Genomic DNA, 18386 nt, shown 5'->3' on the forward strand with positions numbered 1-18386 from the left:
TAAAAATATGTTCAAACTCAATTTAAAAATCGCCATCAGAAACCTTTGGAAAAACAAGGGATTCACTTTAATAAATATTGGTGGACTTGCCATTGGCATGGCTTGCTGTTTGATGCTTTTATTATATGTCAACTATGAATGGAGCTACGATAAGCAATTTAAAAATCTGGATAAAATATATTTTGCCAAGTTAAAGTTGAAAGTTAATGGAGAATTGGCCACCACAGGTGCTGTTCCTTATAAATTAGCCAAATCGGCTTTAGAAGAAATTCCGGGCATACAAGATGCCGCAAGATTATCCACCAATAATGGGCAGCAACTTTATAGCAATAAGGAAAATAAATTTAAACTTCATTCAAGTTTTGTAGATAAATCCTTCATAAAAATCCTTAATTATAAATTTCTTTATGGTAATTCGGCAACAGCGCTTGATGAGCCGAGTTCAGTAATCATTACCTCAATCACTGCCAAAAAGCTGTTTGGAAGTGAAAATGTTGTAGGGCAAAGTATTAAATGGGATAATCAGAGAACACTTAAAGTATCTGCCGTAGTAGAAGATCTTCCAAAAAATCAAACCATACAATTTGATGTTTTGCATCCCTGGGCTTTTTTAGAACACATAGAACCTGAAATTCCGGCAACAGGTTGGGGAAGTATAGATTGTGCTACAATATTCCAGCTGAAGGATAATGTTGTACTTAAAGATGTTAATGCAAGATTAAAGAATTTTATCGTAAATAAAAATCCACCAATGAAGGCTTATGTATACGAACCATTTCTTTTTCCTTTTAGTAAATCACATTTGTGGGATGAATTTAAAAATGGTGAAGTTGTTGGCGGAAAAATTGATGAGGTAAGATTATTTGCAATTCTCGGTCTTTGCGTTTTGCTTATTGCATGTATCAATTACATGAATTTATCTACGGCAAGGTCTGAAAAACGAGCCAGAGAAGTTGGCGTTAGAAAAGCATTGGGATCAGCAAGAAGTACACTTATTGGCCAGTTTCTTTTAGAATCTATTATTCTCTCTTTTGTGGCAGTGCTGATTGCATTTGTTTTGTTAGAAGTTTTTCTGCCATATTTTAATAACCTGCTTGATATTAAGATTTTTATAGACTACAGTTCCTTTGCATTTTGGATTGTTTTAGTCAGCATGGCACTCCTAACAGGTTTTTTAGCAGGAAGTTACCCGGCATTTTATCTGTCCTCGTTTATTCCAATAAAAGTGCTAAAAGGTTTTAAAGGAAGTTCAGGTTCACTCAGTATTAGGCGGGTATTGGTAATTTTGCAGTTTAGCCTTTCCATTTGCATGATTATTTCGGCAATTGTAGTGTATAGTCAAATCCAATATCTCAAAAATAAACCTTTGGGTTTCGATCAAAACAATATGGTTCAATTGGATATTGAAGGAGATTTGAAGAATCATTCCAGAATGGAAGCTTTTAAAAATAATCTGATTAAAAATGGTGCAGTAATATCTTCAACCGAGTTTGCAGGTAATTTCACAGGAGGAGGCTCAATCACAGGCAATTTAAGTTGGCCAGGTAAAGCCGCCGAAGATAAAGCTATTATAAATTATAGAAGTACAGGCTTTGATTATACAAAAACCATTGGAACAAAAGTTATTGCAGGGAGAGATTTGTCAGCTAAATTCCCTGCAGATACTATTACCTCCGTATTGTTAAATCAAACTGCAGTAAAGCGGATGAACTTAAAGAACCCCATTGGTACAATTCTTAATTGGGGTGATAACCCACCATTAACAGTGGTTGGCGTAATGCAAGATTATTTTAATGAAAGTTTGGGAAAGGTGGTTAAGCCAACTATTTTTTATTATAATGTTAAAAAAAGTTCCGTTTTATTACTGCGACTAAACCCAAATCAATCGCTAAGTAGTTCCATTCGGGCAATAAAGAAAATCGGTGAGCAATTTAATCCGGCCTATCCCCCTCAAATCACCTATGTTAATGATGGGATGAAAGAAAAGCTGCAAAGTGAAAAATTGCTTAGTGTATTATCCAATATTTTTGGTGGTTTTGCCATCTTCATCTCTTGTCTAGGTTTACTTGGATTAGCACTTTATATGGCAGAGCAACGAAGCAAAGAAATCAGTATTCGTAAAGTTTTAGGTGCTAATTTATCGGATATTTTGGTGCTGCTGAATAAAGATTTTATGAAGTTGGTTCTCATTTCCAACATCATCGCCATTCCGGCAGCTTATATTTTAGTAAGTAAATGGCTAGAAAAGTATGATTATAAAATCACGATCAATCCATGGCCTTTTGTAATTGCTCTTTTAACATCTATAATTATTGCTGTTTTAACCGTCAGTTTGCAAACTTTTAAAGTAGCCAAAGCCAACGCAGTAGATGTACTTAAATACGAATAAAGCTAAAAGACTAAAGCGAAGACCAGGGGCTTGATACCTGATACTCGCTACTTGATACTAAATACTTGATACTACGAAAATGTTCAAATTAAACCTAAAAATCGCCTTGCGGAACCTTTGGAAATATAAGGGATACACCGCTATCAATATTTTCGGATTATCAGTTGGATTAGCCAGTTGTATCCTCATTTTTATTTTTGTGAGGTACCAATTGAGCTTTGATAAAGATTATTCTAATGGCGATAGAATCTACCGGGTAGTATCGCAGTGGAAATACAACGATGGAAATGAGTTTTACTCACAGGGCGTTCCGCTACCATTGGCACCAGCCATGAGGAATGATTTTTCACAATTTGATCGAGTTGCGGCAATACAACAAGGTGGAGGCATAATAAAGGTGCGTTCGCAAGCTGGCAAGCCAGAAATAAAAACAGATGAAGATGTATATTATGCAGAACCTGCATTTTTCGAAATATTCGATTATAAGTGGCTTTCTGGTAACCCTACTCAGTCTTTAACTGCGCCTAATCAAGTGGTATTATCTGAAAAAACAGCCACTACCTATTTTGGCGATTGGCGTAAGGCAATTGGCAACAGCATCAGCCTTGATGGCAAAACCAATTTTAAGGTAGCAGGGATAATTAAGGACAATCCACAAAACAGCAGTTTTCCACTGACCATTGTTTTTAGCTATTCCAGCTACCATGACAGAAATAGTAAAGCCTGGGGAGCCGTTTCATCAGGTTCAGAGTGTTATGTTTTGCTGAAAGAAGGGGCATCAATTGATCAGTTAGCACAGCCTTTGGCACAATTTATAGAAAAATATTATACTGATAAAGGCCCAGGAAAAGAAAGTCATTCTTTTCAACCACTAAACGATATTCATCACAATGTTAACTATGGCAGTTTTGCTGGAAGCACAACACCTTACAAACAATTGGTTGGTATAAGTGTAATTGGTTTGTTTTTATTGTTAACCGCTTGCATCAATTTTATTAATCTGGCTACTGCACAAGCTGTTAGTCGATCAAAAGAAGTTGGGGTACGTAAAGTAATGGGTAGCAGGCGTAAACAACTGGTTTGGCAGTTTTTGAGTGAAACTACTTTAATTACTTTTATTGCATTATTATTTGCCTGTGTTTTAACCGAATTGTCACTTCCAGGTATGGAGCGTTTATTTGGAGCAAATATTTCTTTTAGCCTTTTTGGTCACCCTATTATTTTTATCTTTTTGTTGGGTTTATTGGTTACAGTTAGTCTCCTGGCTGGATTTTATCCAGCTTTGATTATGTCTGGCTTTAGTCCGGCCCTGGCCATTAAAAATAAGGTTTTAGCCAATGCTGGTGGTGTTGGCTTACGTAAAACACTGGTGGTCGTTCAATTTGCCATCACTGCAATTTTAATCATTGGCACCCTGGTTGTAATTAAGCAGATGAGCTATATCCGAAATAAATCTTTAGGTTTTGATACCAGCGCTATTGCCTTATTAAGTATGCCTACAGATAGTTTAAGTAAAATGAAGTATAACACTTTTAAGAATATCATTTTAAAAACTCCTGGTATCAGTAAGATTAGCTATTGTAATGAGGCCCCATCCTCACGAAATAATAGTGAAACGAATTTTTCATACAACAGTTCAAAAGATGCTGATTTTCAGGTAAACCTAAAAATGGTTGATGAAGATTACGTTAAAACTTTTGGTTTAAAGCTTATCGCAGGCAAACTATTGCCAAAAAGCGATACAGCAAATGCTTATATGATCAATGAGACACTCCTTAAAAAGCTAAATGTGCGCAAACCAGAAGAAGCATTGGGCAAGCTAATTAATCTCTCTGGGCACATTGCACCTGTAGTAGGGGTGGTAAAGGATTTTAATAATGTTTCCTTACGCGAAGCCATTTCACCAATTGTTTTATTTTCCAGCAAAAATAATTACCACAGGTTAGCCATTAAAGTATCTTCAAAAGATATGCTTCAAACCTTAAAAACGATTGAAAAAACATTTAATAGCACCTTTCCTGATGATGTTTATAAGATTAATTTCATAGATGATCAGGTAAAAAACTATTACCGTACCGAACAGGTAATGGGGACGCTTTTTAAGGTTTTTGCAGCTGTAGTGATCCTTATCTCCTTTATTGGTTTATTTGGTTTAATTTCTTTCGTTGCCACGCAAAGAACCAAAGAAATTGCTATTCGTAAAGTTTTGGGTGCCTCTAATCTGGAACTAGTTCATATGCTAAACAGTTCGTTTTTATGGATGGTGCTGATCGCCAATATGGTTGCCTGGCCTATAGCTTACATTTTTATTAAACAATGGCTGTCGGGTTTTGAATATCGGATTGAACTCAGTATCTGGCCATTTGTAATTGCGATGATATCTTCATTAGCCATTACTTTGATTACCGTCAGCATCAGATCTTATCGTGCTGCCAAAGCCAATACCATTGATGCGTTGAAATATGAATAGAGCTGAAAGCTCAAGGCTAAAGGACTAAAGTGAAAACTTGGATCTTGATACTAGATACTCGCTACCTGATACTAAATACCTGATACTACGAAAATGTTCAAACTCAATCTAAAAATAGCCTGGCGAAACCTTTGGAAGAATAAGTTTTACGCCTCTATTAATATTACTGGTTTAGCCATAGGGTTAACTGCTTTTGTGTTGCTATTGCTATATGTTAACTACGAGGAGAGTTATGATACATGGTCACCGGAATTAAAAAATGTTTATCAGGTTAGGGAATTTCATTCTTATAGTGCACCAGATAATAAGCAATATTGGCAGACTTCAAATGAAAGTAGAATTGCAGCATTACTAAATCAAAATATTCCGCAAATTACTGCTGTTACAAAAGTTGAAAATGATTGGTATCAAAATTATGCCTTGACGGTTAAGGATCGCAAGTCAGTAATGATTAAAGGGATCCGTAATGCAGATTCAGCTTTTTTTAAAGTGATGCCGTATAGTTTTTTAAAAGGCAATGAGGCAACAGCACTGAGCAAACCTAATAGCATTGTGCTGAAAAAGGATTTGGCATTAAAGCTTTTTGGTACTGAAGATATTATTGGTAAAACCATAAGCATAGTAAGGTGGGAGGGGGATGACATTACAGATTTTACAGTTACAGGCATTGTTACCGAGCCCAATACGCCACAAAGTGTTAGTTTTTCGGGTATTATTCATACAGGCGAGTTTGATAAACATAATCAAAATCCAACAATGCATAAATATGTAGAAATTTACGCCAGGCTATTAAGGAATGCTGATCTGAATCAGCTAAACGCAAATGTTCAAAAAGTGTATATCAATAACCTCAAAACTACATTCACCAATAGCCAATCCTCTTATGCAGATTATTTAAAATCAGGCAATGTACCAAATTGTAAGTTATTGCCTATTGACGAAGCTCATCAAAATCCTCCCTTTGTAGCTGGTTGGATAAAAAAGATCAAGCCTGTTTCATTAATAGTTACTTTTTTACTCTTAATATCCATTATTAACTTTATTAATTTAGCTACTGCACAGTCATTTCAAAGAGCTAAGGAAGTTGGTGTTAAGAAGGTGCTCGGCTCTAGTAAAGGGTTACTTGTGAGACAATTTTTAATGGAAACAGGATTGCAAAGTTTATTTGCTTTATTGATTTGCGGCGTACTCATAGAATTATTTTTACCGGCTTTTAATCAACAGTTGGGGTTGAATATTAGCTTTTGGTCAAACCATAAATTGTTTTTTATCCTCTTACAGTTATTTGGGTTATTCTTAATCATCACCCTGCTGGCTGGTTTTTATCCGGCAAAGGTATTATCAAACTACAAACCTGCCACTGTATTAAAAGGAACTTTTTCTAACAGTAATAAAGGTCTGGTATTGCGTAATTCATTAATTGTATTGCAATTCGTGATCTCAGTTACGCTGATCATTGCAATAGGAGCGATGCAAACGCAGGTGAACTTTATGAATCAAAAAGATTTGGGTTTTGATAAGAGTCGCGTGATTAATATCAGTGCTAACTATGATGAAAAAATTGCAAATGATATCAGAAAAGTTTCAGGGGTGCAATATGTTGGCGCTACTACTCAGGTGATTGGAAACGCATTTGCTTATGCAGATAAAATTAATTTTCAAGGTAAAAAATTAAATTTAAACATGGTAACCGTAACTATGGAAGCATTTCCTGCATTAGGTATAAAACCATTACAAGGACGGCTTTTTTCACCACTTTATAAACAAGACACCGTAAATACGGTCGTGCTAAATGAATCTGCAGCGAAGCAGTTAGGTGGTGTTGTAGTAGGTAAACAATTCAGATCTTACGAAAATGTTTTTCAGATTATTGGCGTAATTAAAGATTATCATGCAGAATCGTTTGATAAATCCATCATTCCAACCATTTATAAAGTAACCTATTTAGGGGGCATGAGTGCAAATGGAAATTTGCTCGTTAGATTTAACTCCAGTCACTATCAAGCCATCATTGGAAAAATTGAAGGGGTATGGAAAAAATATTATCCTAATTATCCCATGAATTATCAATCTTTGAATGACGCATTTATTCATAGTTTGGAAGATAATAGCCGTTTCATGAACATGATCGTTATATTTAGTGTAATTTCTGTTTCGCTTTCTCTATCTGGCTTGTTTGCCTTATCCACATTTGTGGCCAAACGAAGAACAAAAGAAGTGGCTGTAAGAAAGGTTCTTGGCGCTTCCAATATGCAAATCGTTAATCTGCTTAATAAATCCTTTTTACATTTAGTTATTGCCGCAAATTTAATCAGCTGGCCTATCGCATATATTCTCATCAAAAAATGGCTTGATGGATTTGCTTATCGGATAGATATGCCAGTTTTGCCCTTCATCATTGCAACAATTACCTCTTTGATTATAGCCGTTTTAACAGTAAGCATTCAAGCGAGAAAGGCTGCGATAGCTAATCCTGTTAAGGCACTTAAATATGAATAAAGCTGAAAGCTCAAGGCTAAAAGACTAAAGTGAAAACTAGGATCTTGATACTTGATACTCGCTACCTGATACTAAATACTTATACTCCAAAAATGATCGAACTTAAAAACATCGAAAAATACTATTCCAGCAAAGGCATTAAACACTACGTTTTGCGCCATGTAACCACCACCATTAAGCAAGGTGAATTTGTTTCCATTATGGGGCCGTCAGGTGCAGGTAAGTCTACCTTATTAAATATTTTGGGGATGCTGGAAGAACCCACCTACGGAACATACGAGTTTATGGAAGAAGATGTAACCCGTTTAAATGAACGGAAACGCATTGAACTTTACCGTAACCACATCGGTTTTGTGTTTCAGGCTTACCACTTGATTGACGAAATGACGGTTTATGAAAACATTGAAGCGCCTTTGCTTTATAAAAAGGTTGGTGGTGCAGAAAGAGCCAGTAGAATTGCCGATTTATTAGATCGTTTTAATATGGTAGCGAAAAAAGATTTGTTTCCCAATCAGCTTTCGGGCGGACAGCAACAATTGGTGGGCATTGCCAGGGCACTGGCTGCACAGCCTTCTATAATTCTTGCTGATGAACCAACCGGGAATCTTCAATCTGCTCAGGCGGAAGAAATTATGCAACTTTTTCAGAAGCTAAATAAAGAAGATGGCATTACCATCATTCAGGTAACGCACTCAGAAAAGAATGCACAATACGGAAGTCGTATTTTAAATATTGCCGATGGCGTGGTCAAAGATGATATAACATTAACTGCGGTTTAAGGCAGTTTTACTTTGTAAATCCGGTAAGGATAGTCTGTTCTGTCCTTACCACTATTGTATTTCGCTTGTCTGTTTAATTGTGAGCAACTTAGGTACAAGTATCCATCATTGCCTATGCCAAAAGAATCTGGCCAGCTTAATCTGGGGTCAGTTACTAAAGTATGAAGCTTTCCATCCGGACTAACATATTTAATCGAATAATCTGGAGAAGAACTGAGGTAAATGTTTCCTTTCTTATCTGCAATCATGCCATGACAAACGCCGGTTTCAGCCACCATTTCTACAGCCTGCGAAATTTCTGTTTCACTTAATTTAGCATTCGTTAAAAACTGTGTTTTAATTCGATACAATTTGGTTTGATTAATCGCCCTGAAATAAAAATATTGATTATCATGCGTTAATGCTATTCCATTTACATTTGAACTAAAGGGTTTACCTGCATCGTCTACCACATCACGATGATCTAGATGGAGGATGAAGCCTGGATCGGCCAATGTGGCTTGATCTTTCTGAAGTACCATTCTTGATTTTCCAGATTTTAAATCCAGCACTATAACTGCGCTCAAACCCGGGTCTGATAGATAAGCGAGCTGTTTATCATGATCGATCACCATATCATTCAGCGCACTTTTATCCTTTGGCAAATCATTAAAATGATAAGTATTTATCACCTTGTTCGTTGACAGGTTAATCTGTAACAGCTTAAAGTAACCTTCTTTCTTCTGCTTTTGGTCACCTCCAAAAATCGAAGCGCCACCTGCAGGTTTAGAATCCAGCACCCATAGAAAGCCCTTTTCATCCGCATATAAGTCCTGTACGTTTACAAAATGACTATCGGTATTAATGGTATCAACTTTATTCCATTCCTTATCTGGATATGGTGTTCTTTGACCGTTAACAATTTCTGTTAAACCGTATACATAAGGCTCACGCTTTGGAAATGACACAAATAGTCGATTGGTTTTAGCCGAAACACTAACACCAATCGGTTGGCTTTTTCCAAATGAAGCCACTTCAGTAAGTTTAGATTCCTGAGCCATTATTTTATTGCTCAATAAGATGCTGATAATGAGTATAGATTTAATAAGTTTTTTCATAACGATGGATGGAATGACTTAAATGATAACTCTAAATGGAAGCTTAATGTTTTTCGCCTGCTTAAGTTACCTTTGCATTATGCAGAAATCTTTTACAGACCAGATGGGGAAGGAGATTACCATTAATTTTCCGCCTAAAAGAATTATTTCTATTGTACCCTCACAAACAGAACTGCTTTTCGATTTAGGCTTAGATCAAGAAATAATTGGTTTGACGAAGTTTTGTATTCATCCGATAGAAAAGTTTGCTGAACGTACCAAAGTTGGTGGAACTAAAAAACTCAATATAGATTTAATTAAGGATTTGAAGCCTGATTTAATTATTGGCAATAAGGAAGAGAACTCGCAAAGTGATGTTGAAGAACTTTCTGAATTTTTTCCGGTGTGGATGAGTGATATTTTTACGCTGGATGATGCTATGAAAACCATTATTCAGATAGGGGAGTTGGTTGATCGGGAGCCGGAGGCCAATTATCTGAATCACCTGATTTCTGCAGGTTTCAGAGATTTGCAAACACTCGCATTGCAACATCATATTGATAAAAAAGTAGCCTATCTGATTTGGCGGAAGCCTTATATGGCTGCCGGCAAAAATACATTTATTGATCACATCATGTCAATGAACGGGATTACAAATGTGATTAAGGAGGAGCGTTATCCTGAGATTACACTTGAGGAACTGAAAACTTTAAACTGTGATTTGATCTTACTTTCCTCAGAGCCTTATCCTTTTGGTTCAAAGCACATTGAAGAAATTCAGTCTGCTCTTCCAGATACCAAAGTTATGCTGGTTGATGGCGAAATGTTTAGTTGGTACGGGAGCCGGCTGGTTAAGGCGGTGCAGTATTTTTTTGAATTTCAGAAAGCACTTTATTGATCATTTATCAATAGCATTTTAATTAATTGTCGCAATATTTAAACTTACCTCGTTATATCAGATATGAAAAAAATACTTGTATTATCGTTATTTGTAGCCGTTTTTTCTGGTTGCGCTTCCTTTAAAGATTCAAATACCGCAAACCGTGCAACGGCAACCGGAACGATTCAAAAAATCGGAATGACTACCTTTCAATATGGTACACACCTGTTAACAACCGAAAATAAAACCTATGCTTTAAAAAGCGGTTCTATCAACCTGGATCAGTATATGAATAAAAAAGTAACGATTAAAGGAAAGAAAGTTAAAGGTTATCCTTTAGAAGGCGGACCTGAATTTTTGGATGTCACGCTAATTAAATTCTAAATCATTAATCTTGCTTTTGGTTTTAAGGCTTTGCCAGGAAGGTTTCCTGTTTGTAACCCGCCATGAGCAGGATTTTTTGTTTACTAAACCCGATTGACGCGAAAAGCCCCGGTTTTTTCTACCGGGCTTGAAGCAGAAAGCGGGACTGCCGAAGCCGATCAGCGCTAAAACTGCTTTTCTAAATAGTTTTTAAATGAAATTTTTCTCGCTCTAAATTAAAGACTTAGCTTTTTTTGATAAAAATAATTGATGATTTTTAGTGCATACCTTTTGATTATTCAATCTTGTTTCTATCTTTGCAGTCCTTACAAAATCCTAACTGCGGATGTGGCGTAATTGGTAGCCGCACCAGACTTAGGATCTGGCGCTTCACGGCGTGGGGGTTCGAGTCCCTTCATCCGCACTATAAATGAAGCCGTTTTGAGTTAAATCGAAACGGCTTCGTTTTTTTTAAAAACATTGATTAACAAAAATTGATGTGCTGTTAAATTAGAAAGATGTGCCATTTGTCTCAAATCTCATATCTTGATACTCAAATCTAATTGCACATCTCAATACTCATATCTTAAAAAAATGAATATTACACAGGAAAAAACCGGCAACTTAAATGCTGTTGTAAAAATCAAAATCGCACCTGCTGATTATAGTGCTAAAGTAGAAAAAGCGATTAAAGACCAAGCTAAAAAAGCACAATTACCTGGTTTTCGTAAAGGAATGGTTCCTCCTGCTCATATTAAGAAAATGTATGGCAAGAGCATTCTGGTAGAAGAAGTAAATAACCTGTTAAATGATACCTTGTCTAACTACATTGCTGAACAAAAAATTGAAATTTTAGGTCAGCCATTACCACAGTTAGAAAATGAGCGTGAATTTAAATGGGATAATACAGATGAATTTGAGTTCGATTATGAGTTGGGTTTAGCACCTGCTTTTGATGTAAATGTTTCCTCAAAAGATAAATACACTGAATATGTGATTAAGGCTGACGAGAAAACTTTAGAAGAACGTGCTAAAAATCTTCGTCGCAGTTATGGCAAAATGACAAACCCTGAAGTATCTGCCGAAGGTGATGTGTTGTATGCTGAATTGGTTCAGTTAGGTGCAGATGGTTCTGTTTTCGAAGGTGGAATTGCAAACAGTGCAACGCTTCGTTTAGATTTGATCAAAGACAGCGAAATCCTTAAAACTTTAATCGGTCTGAAAAAAGACGATGTCGTAAACATTAATATTTCAAAAGCATTGGATGATGTTGCTGGTGTTGCTAAGGCACTTAATATTTCAGAAGAAGATGCTGCTGATTTACAATCAGATTTTCAGTTAACTGTTAAAAATGTGAACCGTTTAGAAGAATCAGATTTAAATCAGGAGTTCTATGATAAAATTTTCCCAGATGGTTCAGTAACTGACGAGGCTACTTTCAAAGCGAAAATAACAGAAGAAGTAGAAGGCATGTTTAAACAGGATGCAGAACGTAAATTATCTAACGATATTTATGAAGACCTGTTGAAAAAACATACATTCGAATTACCTGATGAGTTTTTGCGCCGTTGGTTAAAAGCTACGAATGAAAAATTAACGGATGAAGAATTAGCTGAAGGCTATGATGATTTTGCTAAAAACCTTAAATGGACTTTAATCGAAAATAAAATCATTAAAGATAACAACATCGACATTAAATATGAAGATGTTGTTCAGGCAGCTAAAGCGAAATTAGATGCGCAATTCAGAATGTACAGCCCAGCTCCGCTTCCAGAAGATCAGTTGGCTCAATATGCTGTTCAATTCTTACAAGAAAAAGAAAATGCTAATCGTGTTTTTGAAGAAGTAAAAGCATTAAAAACTTTCGAACAAATCAAATCTATTGTTACTCTTGAACAAAAAGATATAGATTACGATAAGTTTTTGGAGATGGATAAGAAATAGAGTATTGGGCGGGGAGCGTAAAGCGTTTAAATGATTGTTCAATTGCCTATATTTAGCAATGGCTCAATTTAAATTTCAATCGCTCGAAGTTTGGCAGTTATCAATCCAGTTGACTGATAAACTTCTTGATATTGCTGACCGATTGTCAGTAGATAAAAAATATAGATTTGCAGAGCAGCTCAATGGGGCTGCTCTTAGCATATCTAATAACATTGCAGAGAGTTCAGGATCTGTTTCAAACAAGGAATTTGCTCATTATCTGAATATTGCACATCGATCTGCTTTTGAAAATGCGAATATTTTAGTAGTATTGGAAAGAAGAAAATATATTTCTGACACAGAACTGCTTTATTATCTGGAAGAATTAGATAAATTGGCACGGAAATTAACCAACTTCAGGAAATATTTATTAAAATAATAATCCAGTTTGGCTCCTCGTTATTCAAACGCTTAACGCCAAACTCCAAACGCAATACAAGATTATGAACATAGATTCACAAGAATTCAGAAAATTTGCCGTTAAACATCATGGAATTGGCGGTCTACACGTAGATAAATTTATTGCACAGGCTAATGTGAACCCTCAGAATATGACACCATATATCATTGAGGAACGTCAGCTAAATGTTGCTCAGATGGATGTATTCTCCAGGTTAATGATGGATCGTATTATCTTTTTAGGTGATGCCATTCATGATCATAATGCGAATATCATACAGGCGCAATTGTTGTTTTTACAATCTACAGATGCAGACAGAGATATTCAGATTTACATTAATTCTCCGGGAGGTTCGGTTTATGCAGGTTTAGGTATTTATGATACCATGCAATACATTCAACCAGACGTAGCTACCATCTGTACAGGTATGGCAGCATCAATGGGAGCGGTGTTATTGGTAGCCGGTGCTAAAGGAAAGCGTGCAGCTTTACCACACTCAAGAGTAATGATTCACCAACCTTCAGGCGGCGCACAAGGCGTAGCATCTGATATGGAGATCAACTTGAGAGAAATGTTGAAATTGAAGAAAGAATTATACGATATTATTTCAGAGCACTCTGGTCAAACTTACGACTGGGTAGAGAAAGCTTCAGATCGTGATTACTGGATGACAGCTGACGAGGCAAAAGGATTTGGTATGGTTGATGAAGTGTTATCGAGAAACTCGAAAAAAGATGGCGAAACAAAATAAAGAATCCCGTTGTTCATTCTGCCATTCTGGCAAGCATGAAACATTAATGTTGATTGAAGGCATGGATGCATTTATCTGTGATAAATGTGTTACCCAAGCCAATCAATTGCTTGCACAAGAATTAGGAACCAAAGGGACAAAAAATATTCAGGAGGCTATTAATTTATTAAAGCCTCTTGAAATTAAACAACATCTTGATCAATATGTAATTGGTCAGGATGATGCTAAAAAGGTACTGTCAGTTGCAGTTTATAACCACTACAAGCGTTTAAATCAGAAAGTTGATAAAGAAGACGAGATTGAGATTGAAAAATCGAATATCATGTTAGTAGGCGAAACAGGAACGGGTAAAACACTTTTGGCGAAAACCATTGCTAAAATTTTACATGTACCTTTCTGTATTTGTGATGCAACTGTTTTAACAGAGGCTGGTTACGTTGGTGAGGATGTTGAAAGTATCTTAACCCGTTTACTGCAGGCAGCTGATTATGATGTTGCTGCGGCAGAACGTGGAATTGTTTACATTGATGAGGTGGATAAGGTTGCCCGTAAAAGCGATAATCCATCTATCACGCGTGATGTATCTGGAGAAGGTGTACAGCAGGCTTTATTAAAGATTTTAGAAGGTACGGTAGTTAATGTTCCACCTCAGGGCGGACGTAAGCACCCGGATCAAAAAATGATTCCTGTAAATACAAATAACATTTTATTTATTTGTGGTGGGGCATTTGATGGTATTGAAAGAAAGATTGCCAATCGTTTGCGTACGCAGGCAGTAGGATACAAAGTAAAGAAAGATGAGACTGTTTTAGATCTTAAAAATCTTTATAAGTATATTACACCACAGGATTTGAAATCGTTTGGTTTAATTCCGGAGCTGATTGGGCGTATCCCGGTTCTTTCTCACTTAAATCCTTTGGATAAAGAATCATTGCGTAATATTTTAACAGCACCAAAAAATTCATTAATTAAGCAGTATGTAAAGTTATTCGCTTATGAGGATGTAAATCTAGCGTTTGAAAATGATGTACTTGATTTTATTGTTGATAAAGCGATGGAATACAAATTGGGTGCACGTGGATTAAGATCGATTTGTGAGGCCATTATGTTAGATGCAATGTTTGATACACCAACACAAACGGATGTCAAGGAGCTGCATATCAATCTCGATTATGCGATAGAAAAATTTGAAAAGGCTGACTTTAAAAAGTTGCAAGCCGCATAAAAATCAAATCCTCTCGCGAAATCGGGGGGATTTTTTGTAAATACGCTTAGCGCCCTGCGCTCGGCGCCAAACTTAGGATTATGAATGAAGAAAAAGACGTAAAAAAAGACGAGGCAATTGGAGAGAAATCAAAAAAAGTAAAAGAAGTAGAGAGCCCGGTTAAATCCGGACTAAAATCTAAAGAAGAAATTGTTAAAAATTGGTTGCCACGTTATACGGGTCGCCCTTTAGATCAGTTCGGTGATTATATCTTGCTGACCAATTTTAGTAAGTATGTAAGCATGTTTTCTGAATGGAATGACAACGCACCGATTATGGGCTTAGATAAGCCTATGCAGAGTGTTACCGCAAATGGAATTACCATTATCAATTTTGGAATGGGAAGTCCGCTGGCCGCAACCATGATGGATCTGTTAACTGCGATTATGCCGAAGGCTGTTTTGTTTCTGGGTAAGTGTGGTGGTTTGAAAAAGAAAAATCAATTAGGTGATTTAATTCTGCCAATCGCTGCAATTAGGGGGGAAGGAACTTCGAATGATTATCTTCCTGCTGAAGTGCCTGCATTACCAGCCTTCGCCTTACAGAAAGCTATTTCTACCACGATTCGTGATCATGGAAGGGATTATTGGACAGGAACCTGTTACACCACTAACCGCAGGGTTTGGGAACATGATAAAGAATTTAAAAAATATTTGAAAACATTACGCGCTATGGCGGTAGATATGGAAACTGCAACGGTTTTTACCACTGCTTTTGCCAATAAAATTCCAGCTGGCGCATTGCTTTTGGTTTCAGATCAACCTATGATTCCTGAGGGTGTTAAAACAGCTGAAAGCGATAGTTCAGTAACAGAAAAATATGTGGAGACCCATTTGAGAATTGGTATTGATTCGCTTAAACAATTAATCAATAACGGTTTAACCGTTAAACATTTGTTGTTTTAGGTATTAACCCCTCGTAGCGGTAATCGCAAGGTGGAATTTAATAGATATAAGATCGGGTTACAGGTCTTTTTTTATGCATTGTATTTAGATTGGTGCGCCACCGCTAAGGATTAGTGTGTTGTCTTTGCGAGGAGGAACGATAAAGCAATCTATGTAATAAAGTTGCCACCTATCGGTTTGGTGTCTCACCAATCGAAAAAACGGTAAAACATTTGTTGTTTTAATAGGCATTATAGCAATCTAAATAGAATAAGTATAAGATCGGGTTACTGGTCTTTTTTTATGCGTTGTATTTGGTCGGTGCGCCACCGACCAAGGATTAGTGTGTCGTCTTTGCGAGGAGGAACGACGAAGCAATCTATAGAGTAAAGTTACCACCAATCGGTTTGGTGTCTCACCAACCGAAAACAATAAAACGCGTCTTACGTTTGGCGTCTTTGCGAGAAGGCTTTTTCAGCCGACGAAGCAATCTATTCAGTTAATTGCTTTTAACTAACAAAAATTTTGGAAAAGTTAAAATATTGGTAAACAAAAAAGGATCGACAATTGTCGATCCGTTTTAATTCTTTAAGGTAAAGTAATATTACCCTAAGTAAGATTTTAATATTTTACTTCTCGAAGTATGACGAAGGCGCTGAAGCGCTTTATCTTTAATCTGACGAACACGCTCGCGTGTTAAGTTAAACTTCTCACCAATCTCCTCTAATGAAAGTGGATGGTTAGAACCTAGACCAAAAAATAAAACGATAATTTCACGTTCTCTTTCTGTTAAAGTAGACAGTGAGCGTTTAATTTCTTCAGAAAGTGATTCATTAATTAATGAACTATCTGTGTTTGGCTCATGGTTTTCCAATACATCCAATAATGTATTTTCTTCACCCTGAACAAAAGGAGCATCCATAGAGACATGACGACCTGAGTTACTTAAAGTATCAGAAATTTTGTCAACCGTAGTTTCTAAAATATCCGCTAACTCTTCCGGAGAAGGCTCGCGTTCATATTCCTGCTCTAATTTAGAGAAGGCTTTACTGATTTTACTAAGTGAACCAACTTGGTTTAGGGGTAAACGTACAATACGACTTTGCTCAGCGATTGCTTGCAAAATTGATTGACGAATCCACCAAACGGCATATGAGATAAACTTAAAACCTTTGGTTTCATCAAAACGCTTTGCAGCTTTAATTAAACCTAAATTTCCTTCGTTAATTAAATCACCCAAAGTTAAACCCTGGTTTTGGTATTGTTTTGCAACAGATACCACGAAACGTAAATTGGTCTTAGTTAATCGCTCTAATGCAGCCTGATCGCCTTCACGAATCTTTCTTGCTAAAATTACCTCTTCCTCTGCTGTTATTAAATCTACTTTACCAATTTCATGTAAGTATTTATCAAGTGATTGACTTTCACGGTTGGTAATTGACTGCGTTATCTTGAGTTGTCTCATTTATACGTTTTGTGTGCTCTTTAAATATTGAAGTGTGCAAAGTTACGAAATTGTACGGCAATCCGAAAGGATAAAATACTGAAAGTGTTGCTGTTTGCACATGTTTTTTATACTATTACTTCTAACAAAAATCATTCCAATAAAGTTTTTACCTGTCATCTTATTTATTTCGGTAATTTATCTGTTAGTCAAAATATATTTATTGTAAATCAATAAATATATTTTGATTTGTAATAATTAATTTTTTATGTTTGTGTCAAAATTAACTCAAAAATGACGGTTATTAGATTTCTTCTTGTAATAGCAATATGGCTATTCCAAATGATAATGATTTAAAGATGGATTTTGTCATGCAGTTAATTTCAGCATCTTTATGTATGCCGCCTACATGTAATTGCAAGCATTTAGAAAAGAGATTATTCGTCAAAATGCGCACTATTTAAGCTATAGTATTAACCATAAAATATAAAATTGTATCATCATGAAAATTAAAAATCAAATCCGCTTAATTAAGGTGGGTTATATAATTATCCTGGTTGCCGTACTATTATTATCGCTTGATGATGGGGTACGTGGGGTTAGAGATGGTTATAGTGCTGGCGGAATCGGAAACAAACCGGGATGGATATATGGCATTTTATTGTTATTCATCTCCTTCTTTACATTAAGAGTGTTGGTATATCTTTATCGCTTCATTGATTCTGTGCAGCAAGATAGTGTGTTCAATGATGAAAATATAACACGTTTAACTAGAATGGGGTTTTATTGTATCTCATTACCATTTTTACTATTTATGCTAAACGCGATGGATTATACCCGTCATTCTGGCATTCAGCATATGCAAATTGGTAAATTAATTAAACAGGTTGATTTTGAGATATGGCTACTTATTTTTGGCTTAACGCTGTTAACAATAGCTTTCGTATTTAAAAAGGGAATTGAACTTAAAAAGGAAAGTGACTTAACCATATAATTCATGCCAATTATTATAAATCTAGATGTAATGCTTGCACGTCGCAAAATGTCGCTTACGCAATTGAGTGAGTTGGTTGGGATTACCATGTCTAATTTATCGATTCTTAAAACCGGAAAAGCAAAAGCCATTCGTTTGGAAACGCTCGAATCCATCTGCAAAGTTTTAGATTGTCAACCTGGAGATATATTAGAGTTCCGGTTCGAATAG

General features: G+C 36.1%; 15 protein-coding genes and 1 tRNA gene. 14 read left to right on the forward strand and 2 right to left on the reverse strand.

Going from position 1 to position 18386, the window contains the following annotated elements:
- Positions 1 to 7 precede the first annotated feature (7 nt).
- The 4 genes from EV200_RS03420 to EV200_RS03435 all read left to right on the forward strand — a co-directional run bounded on the left by EV200_RS03420 (position 8) and on the right by EV200_RS03435 (position 8137).
- Positions 8 to 2389 carry an ABC transporter permease gene (locus tag EV200_RS03420; protein WP_132529396.1) on the forward strand — a complete coding sequence of 794 codons (2382 nt, stop codon included), beginning with the start codon at positions 8 to 10 and terminating at the stop codon, positions 2387 to 2389.
- A 79-nt stretch (positions 2390 to 2468) separates the two neighbouring features.
- A complete protein-coding gene (locus EV200_RS03425; RefSeq protein WP_132529397.1) occupies positions 2469 to 4859 on the forward strand; it encodes an ABC transporter permease in 2391 nt (796 codons plus the stop codon).
- Between the two features lie 93 nt (positions 4860 to 4952).
- A complete protein-coding gene (locus EV200_RS03430; RefSeq protein WP_132529398.1) occupies positions 4953 to 7358 on the forward strand; it encodes an ABC transporter permease in 2406 nt (801 codons plus the stop codon).
- A gap of 92 nt (positions 7359 to 7450) precedes the next feature.
- A complete protein-coding gene (locus tag EV200_RS03435) occupies positions 7451 to 8137 on the forward strand; it encodes an ABC transporter ATP-binding protein (protein ID WP_132529399.1) in 687 nt (228 codons plus the stop codon).
- Here the strand turns inward: EV200_RS03435 and EV200_RS03440 are convergent.
- The gene (locus EV200_RS03440; RefSeq protein ID WP_132529400.1) at positions 8134 to 9234 is read right to left on the reverse strand and encodes an L-dopachrome tautomerase-related protein; all 1101 of its coding nucleotides are present in this window, start codon (positions 9232 to 9234) and stop codon (positions 8134 to 8136) included. The genes EV200_RS03435 and EV200_RS03440 overlap by 4 nt on opposite strands.
- A 46-nt stretch (positions 9235 to 9280) precedes the next feature.
- Here EV200_RS03440 and EV200_RS03445 point away from each other — a divergent pair, with 46 nt between their 5' ends.
- From EV200_RS03445 to EV200_RS03480, 8 genes are all read left to right on the forward strand, one after another.
- Positions 9281 to 10111, forward strand: coding sequence for an ABC transporter substrate-binding protein (locus EV200_RS03445; protein ID WP_244312943.1), 831 nt, complete (start codon positions 9281 to 9283; stop codon positions 10109 to 10111).
- 63 nt (positions 10112 to 10174) lie between these two features.
- Positions 10175 to 10477, forward strand: coding sequence for a hypothetical protein (locus EV200_RS03450; RefSeq protein ID WP_132529402.1), 303 nt, complete (start codon positions 10175 to 10177; stop codon positions 10475 to 10477).
- A gap of 321 nt (positions 10478 to 10798) precedes the next feature.
- Positions 10799 to 10880: transfer RNA gene (locus tag EV200_RS03455), tRNA-Leu, on the forward strand.
- A gap of 170 nt (positions 10881 to 11050) precedes the next feature.
- Entirely contained in the window at positions 11051 to 12400 is a 1350-nt protein-coding gene (gene tig, locus EV200_RS03460; protein ID WP_132529403.1) for a trigger factor, read from the forward strand.
- Positions 12401 to 12458: 58 nt separating this feature from the next.
- The gene (locus tag EV200_RS03465; protein ID WP_132529404.1) at positions 12459 to 12818 is read left to right on the forward strand and encodes a four helix bundle protein; all 360 of its coding nucleotides are present in this window, start codon (positions 12459 to 12461) and stop codon (positions 12816 to 12818) included.
- A 64-nt stretch (positions 12819 to 12882) separates the two neighbouring features.
- Positions 12883 to 13590: an ATP-dependent Clp endopeptidase proteolytic subunit ClpP gene (clpP, locus tag EV200_RS03470; protein ID WP_132529405.1), complete on the forward strand. Its 708-nt coding sequence runs from the start codon at positions 12883 to 12885 to the stop codon at positions 13588 to 13590.
- Positions 13574 to 14815 carry an ATP-dependent Clp protease ATP-binding subunit ClpX gene (gene clpX / locus EV200_RS03475; protein ID WP_132529406.1) on the forward strand — a complete coding sequence of 414 codons (1242 nt, stop codon included), beginning with the start codon at positions 13574 to 13576 and terminating at the stop codon, positions 14813 to 14815. Before clpP ends, clpX begins: the two co-directional genes overlap by 17 nt.
- Positions 14816 to 14895: 80 nt before the next feature.
- Positions 14896 to 15759 carry an AMP nucleosidase gene (locus tag EV200_RS03480; protein WP_029283765.1) on the forward strand — a complete coding sequence of 288 codons (864 nt, stop codon included), beginning with the start codon at positions 14896 to 14898 and terminating at the stop codon, positions 15757 to 15759.
- A gap of 583 nt (positions 15760 to 16342) precedes the next feature.
- On the opposite strand, the gene EV200_RS03485 is transcribed toward EV200_RS03480, so the two are convergent.
- Positions 16343 to 17203: a sigma-70 family RNA polymerase sigma factor gene (locus tag EV200_RS03485; RefSeq protein ID WP_010601359.1), complete on the reverse strand. Its 861-nt coding sequence runs from the start codon at positions 17201 to 17203 to the stop codon at positions 16343 to 16345.
- 481 nt (positions 17204 to 17684) lie between these two features.
- On the opposite strand from EV200_RS03485, the gene EV200_RS03490 reads away from it, so the two are divergent.
- Positions 17685 to 18176, forward strand: a complete 492-nt coding sequence (locus EV200_RS03490) for a DUF2975 domain-containing protein (RefSeq protein ID WP_132529407.1) — start codon at positions 17685 to 17687, stop codon at positions 18174 to 18176.
- Positions 18177 to 18179: 3 nt separating this feature from the next.
- A complete protein-coding gene (locus EV200_RS03495; RefSeq protein WP_132529408.1) occupies positions 18180 to 18386 on the forward strand; it encodes a helix-turn-helix domain-containing protein in 207 nt (68 codons plus the stop codon).

The sequence above is a fragment of the Pedobacter psychrotolerans genome (assembly GCF_004340665.1).
GTDB classification, from domain to species: domain Bacteria; phylum Bacteroidota; class Bacteroidia; order Sphingobacteriales; family Sphingobacteriaceae; genus Pedobacter; species Pedobacter psychrotolerans.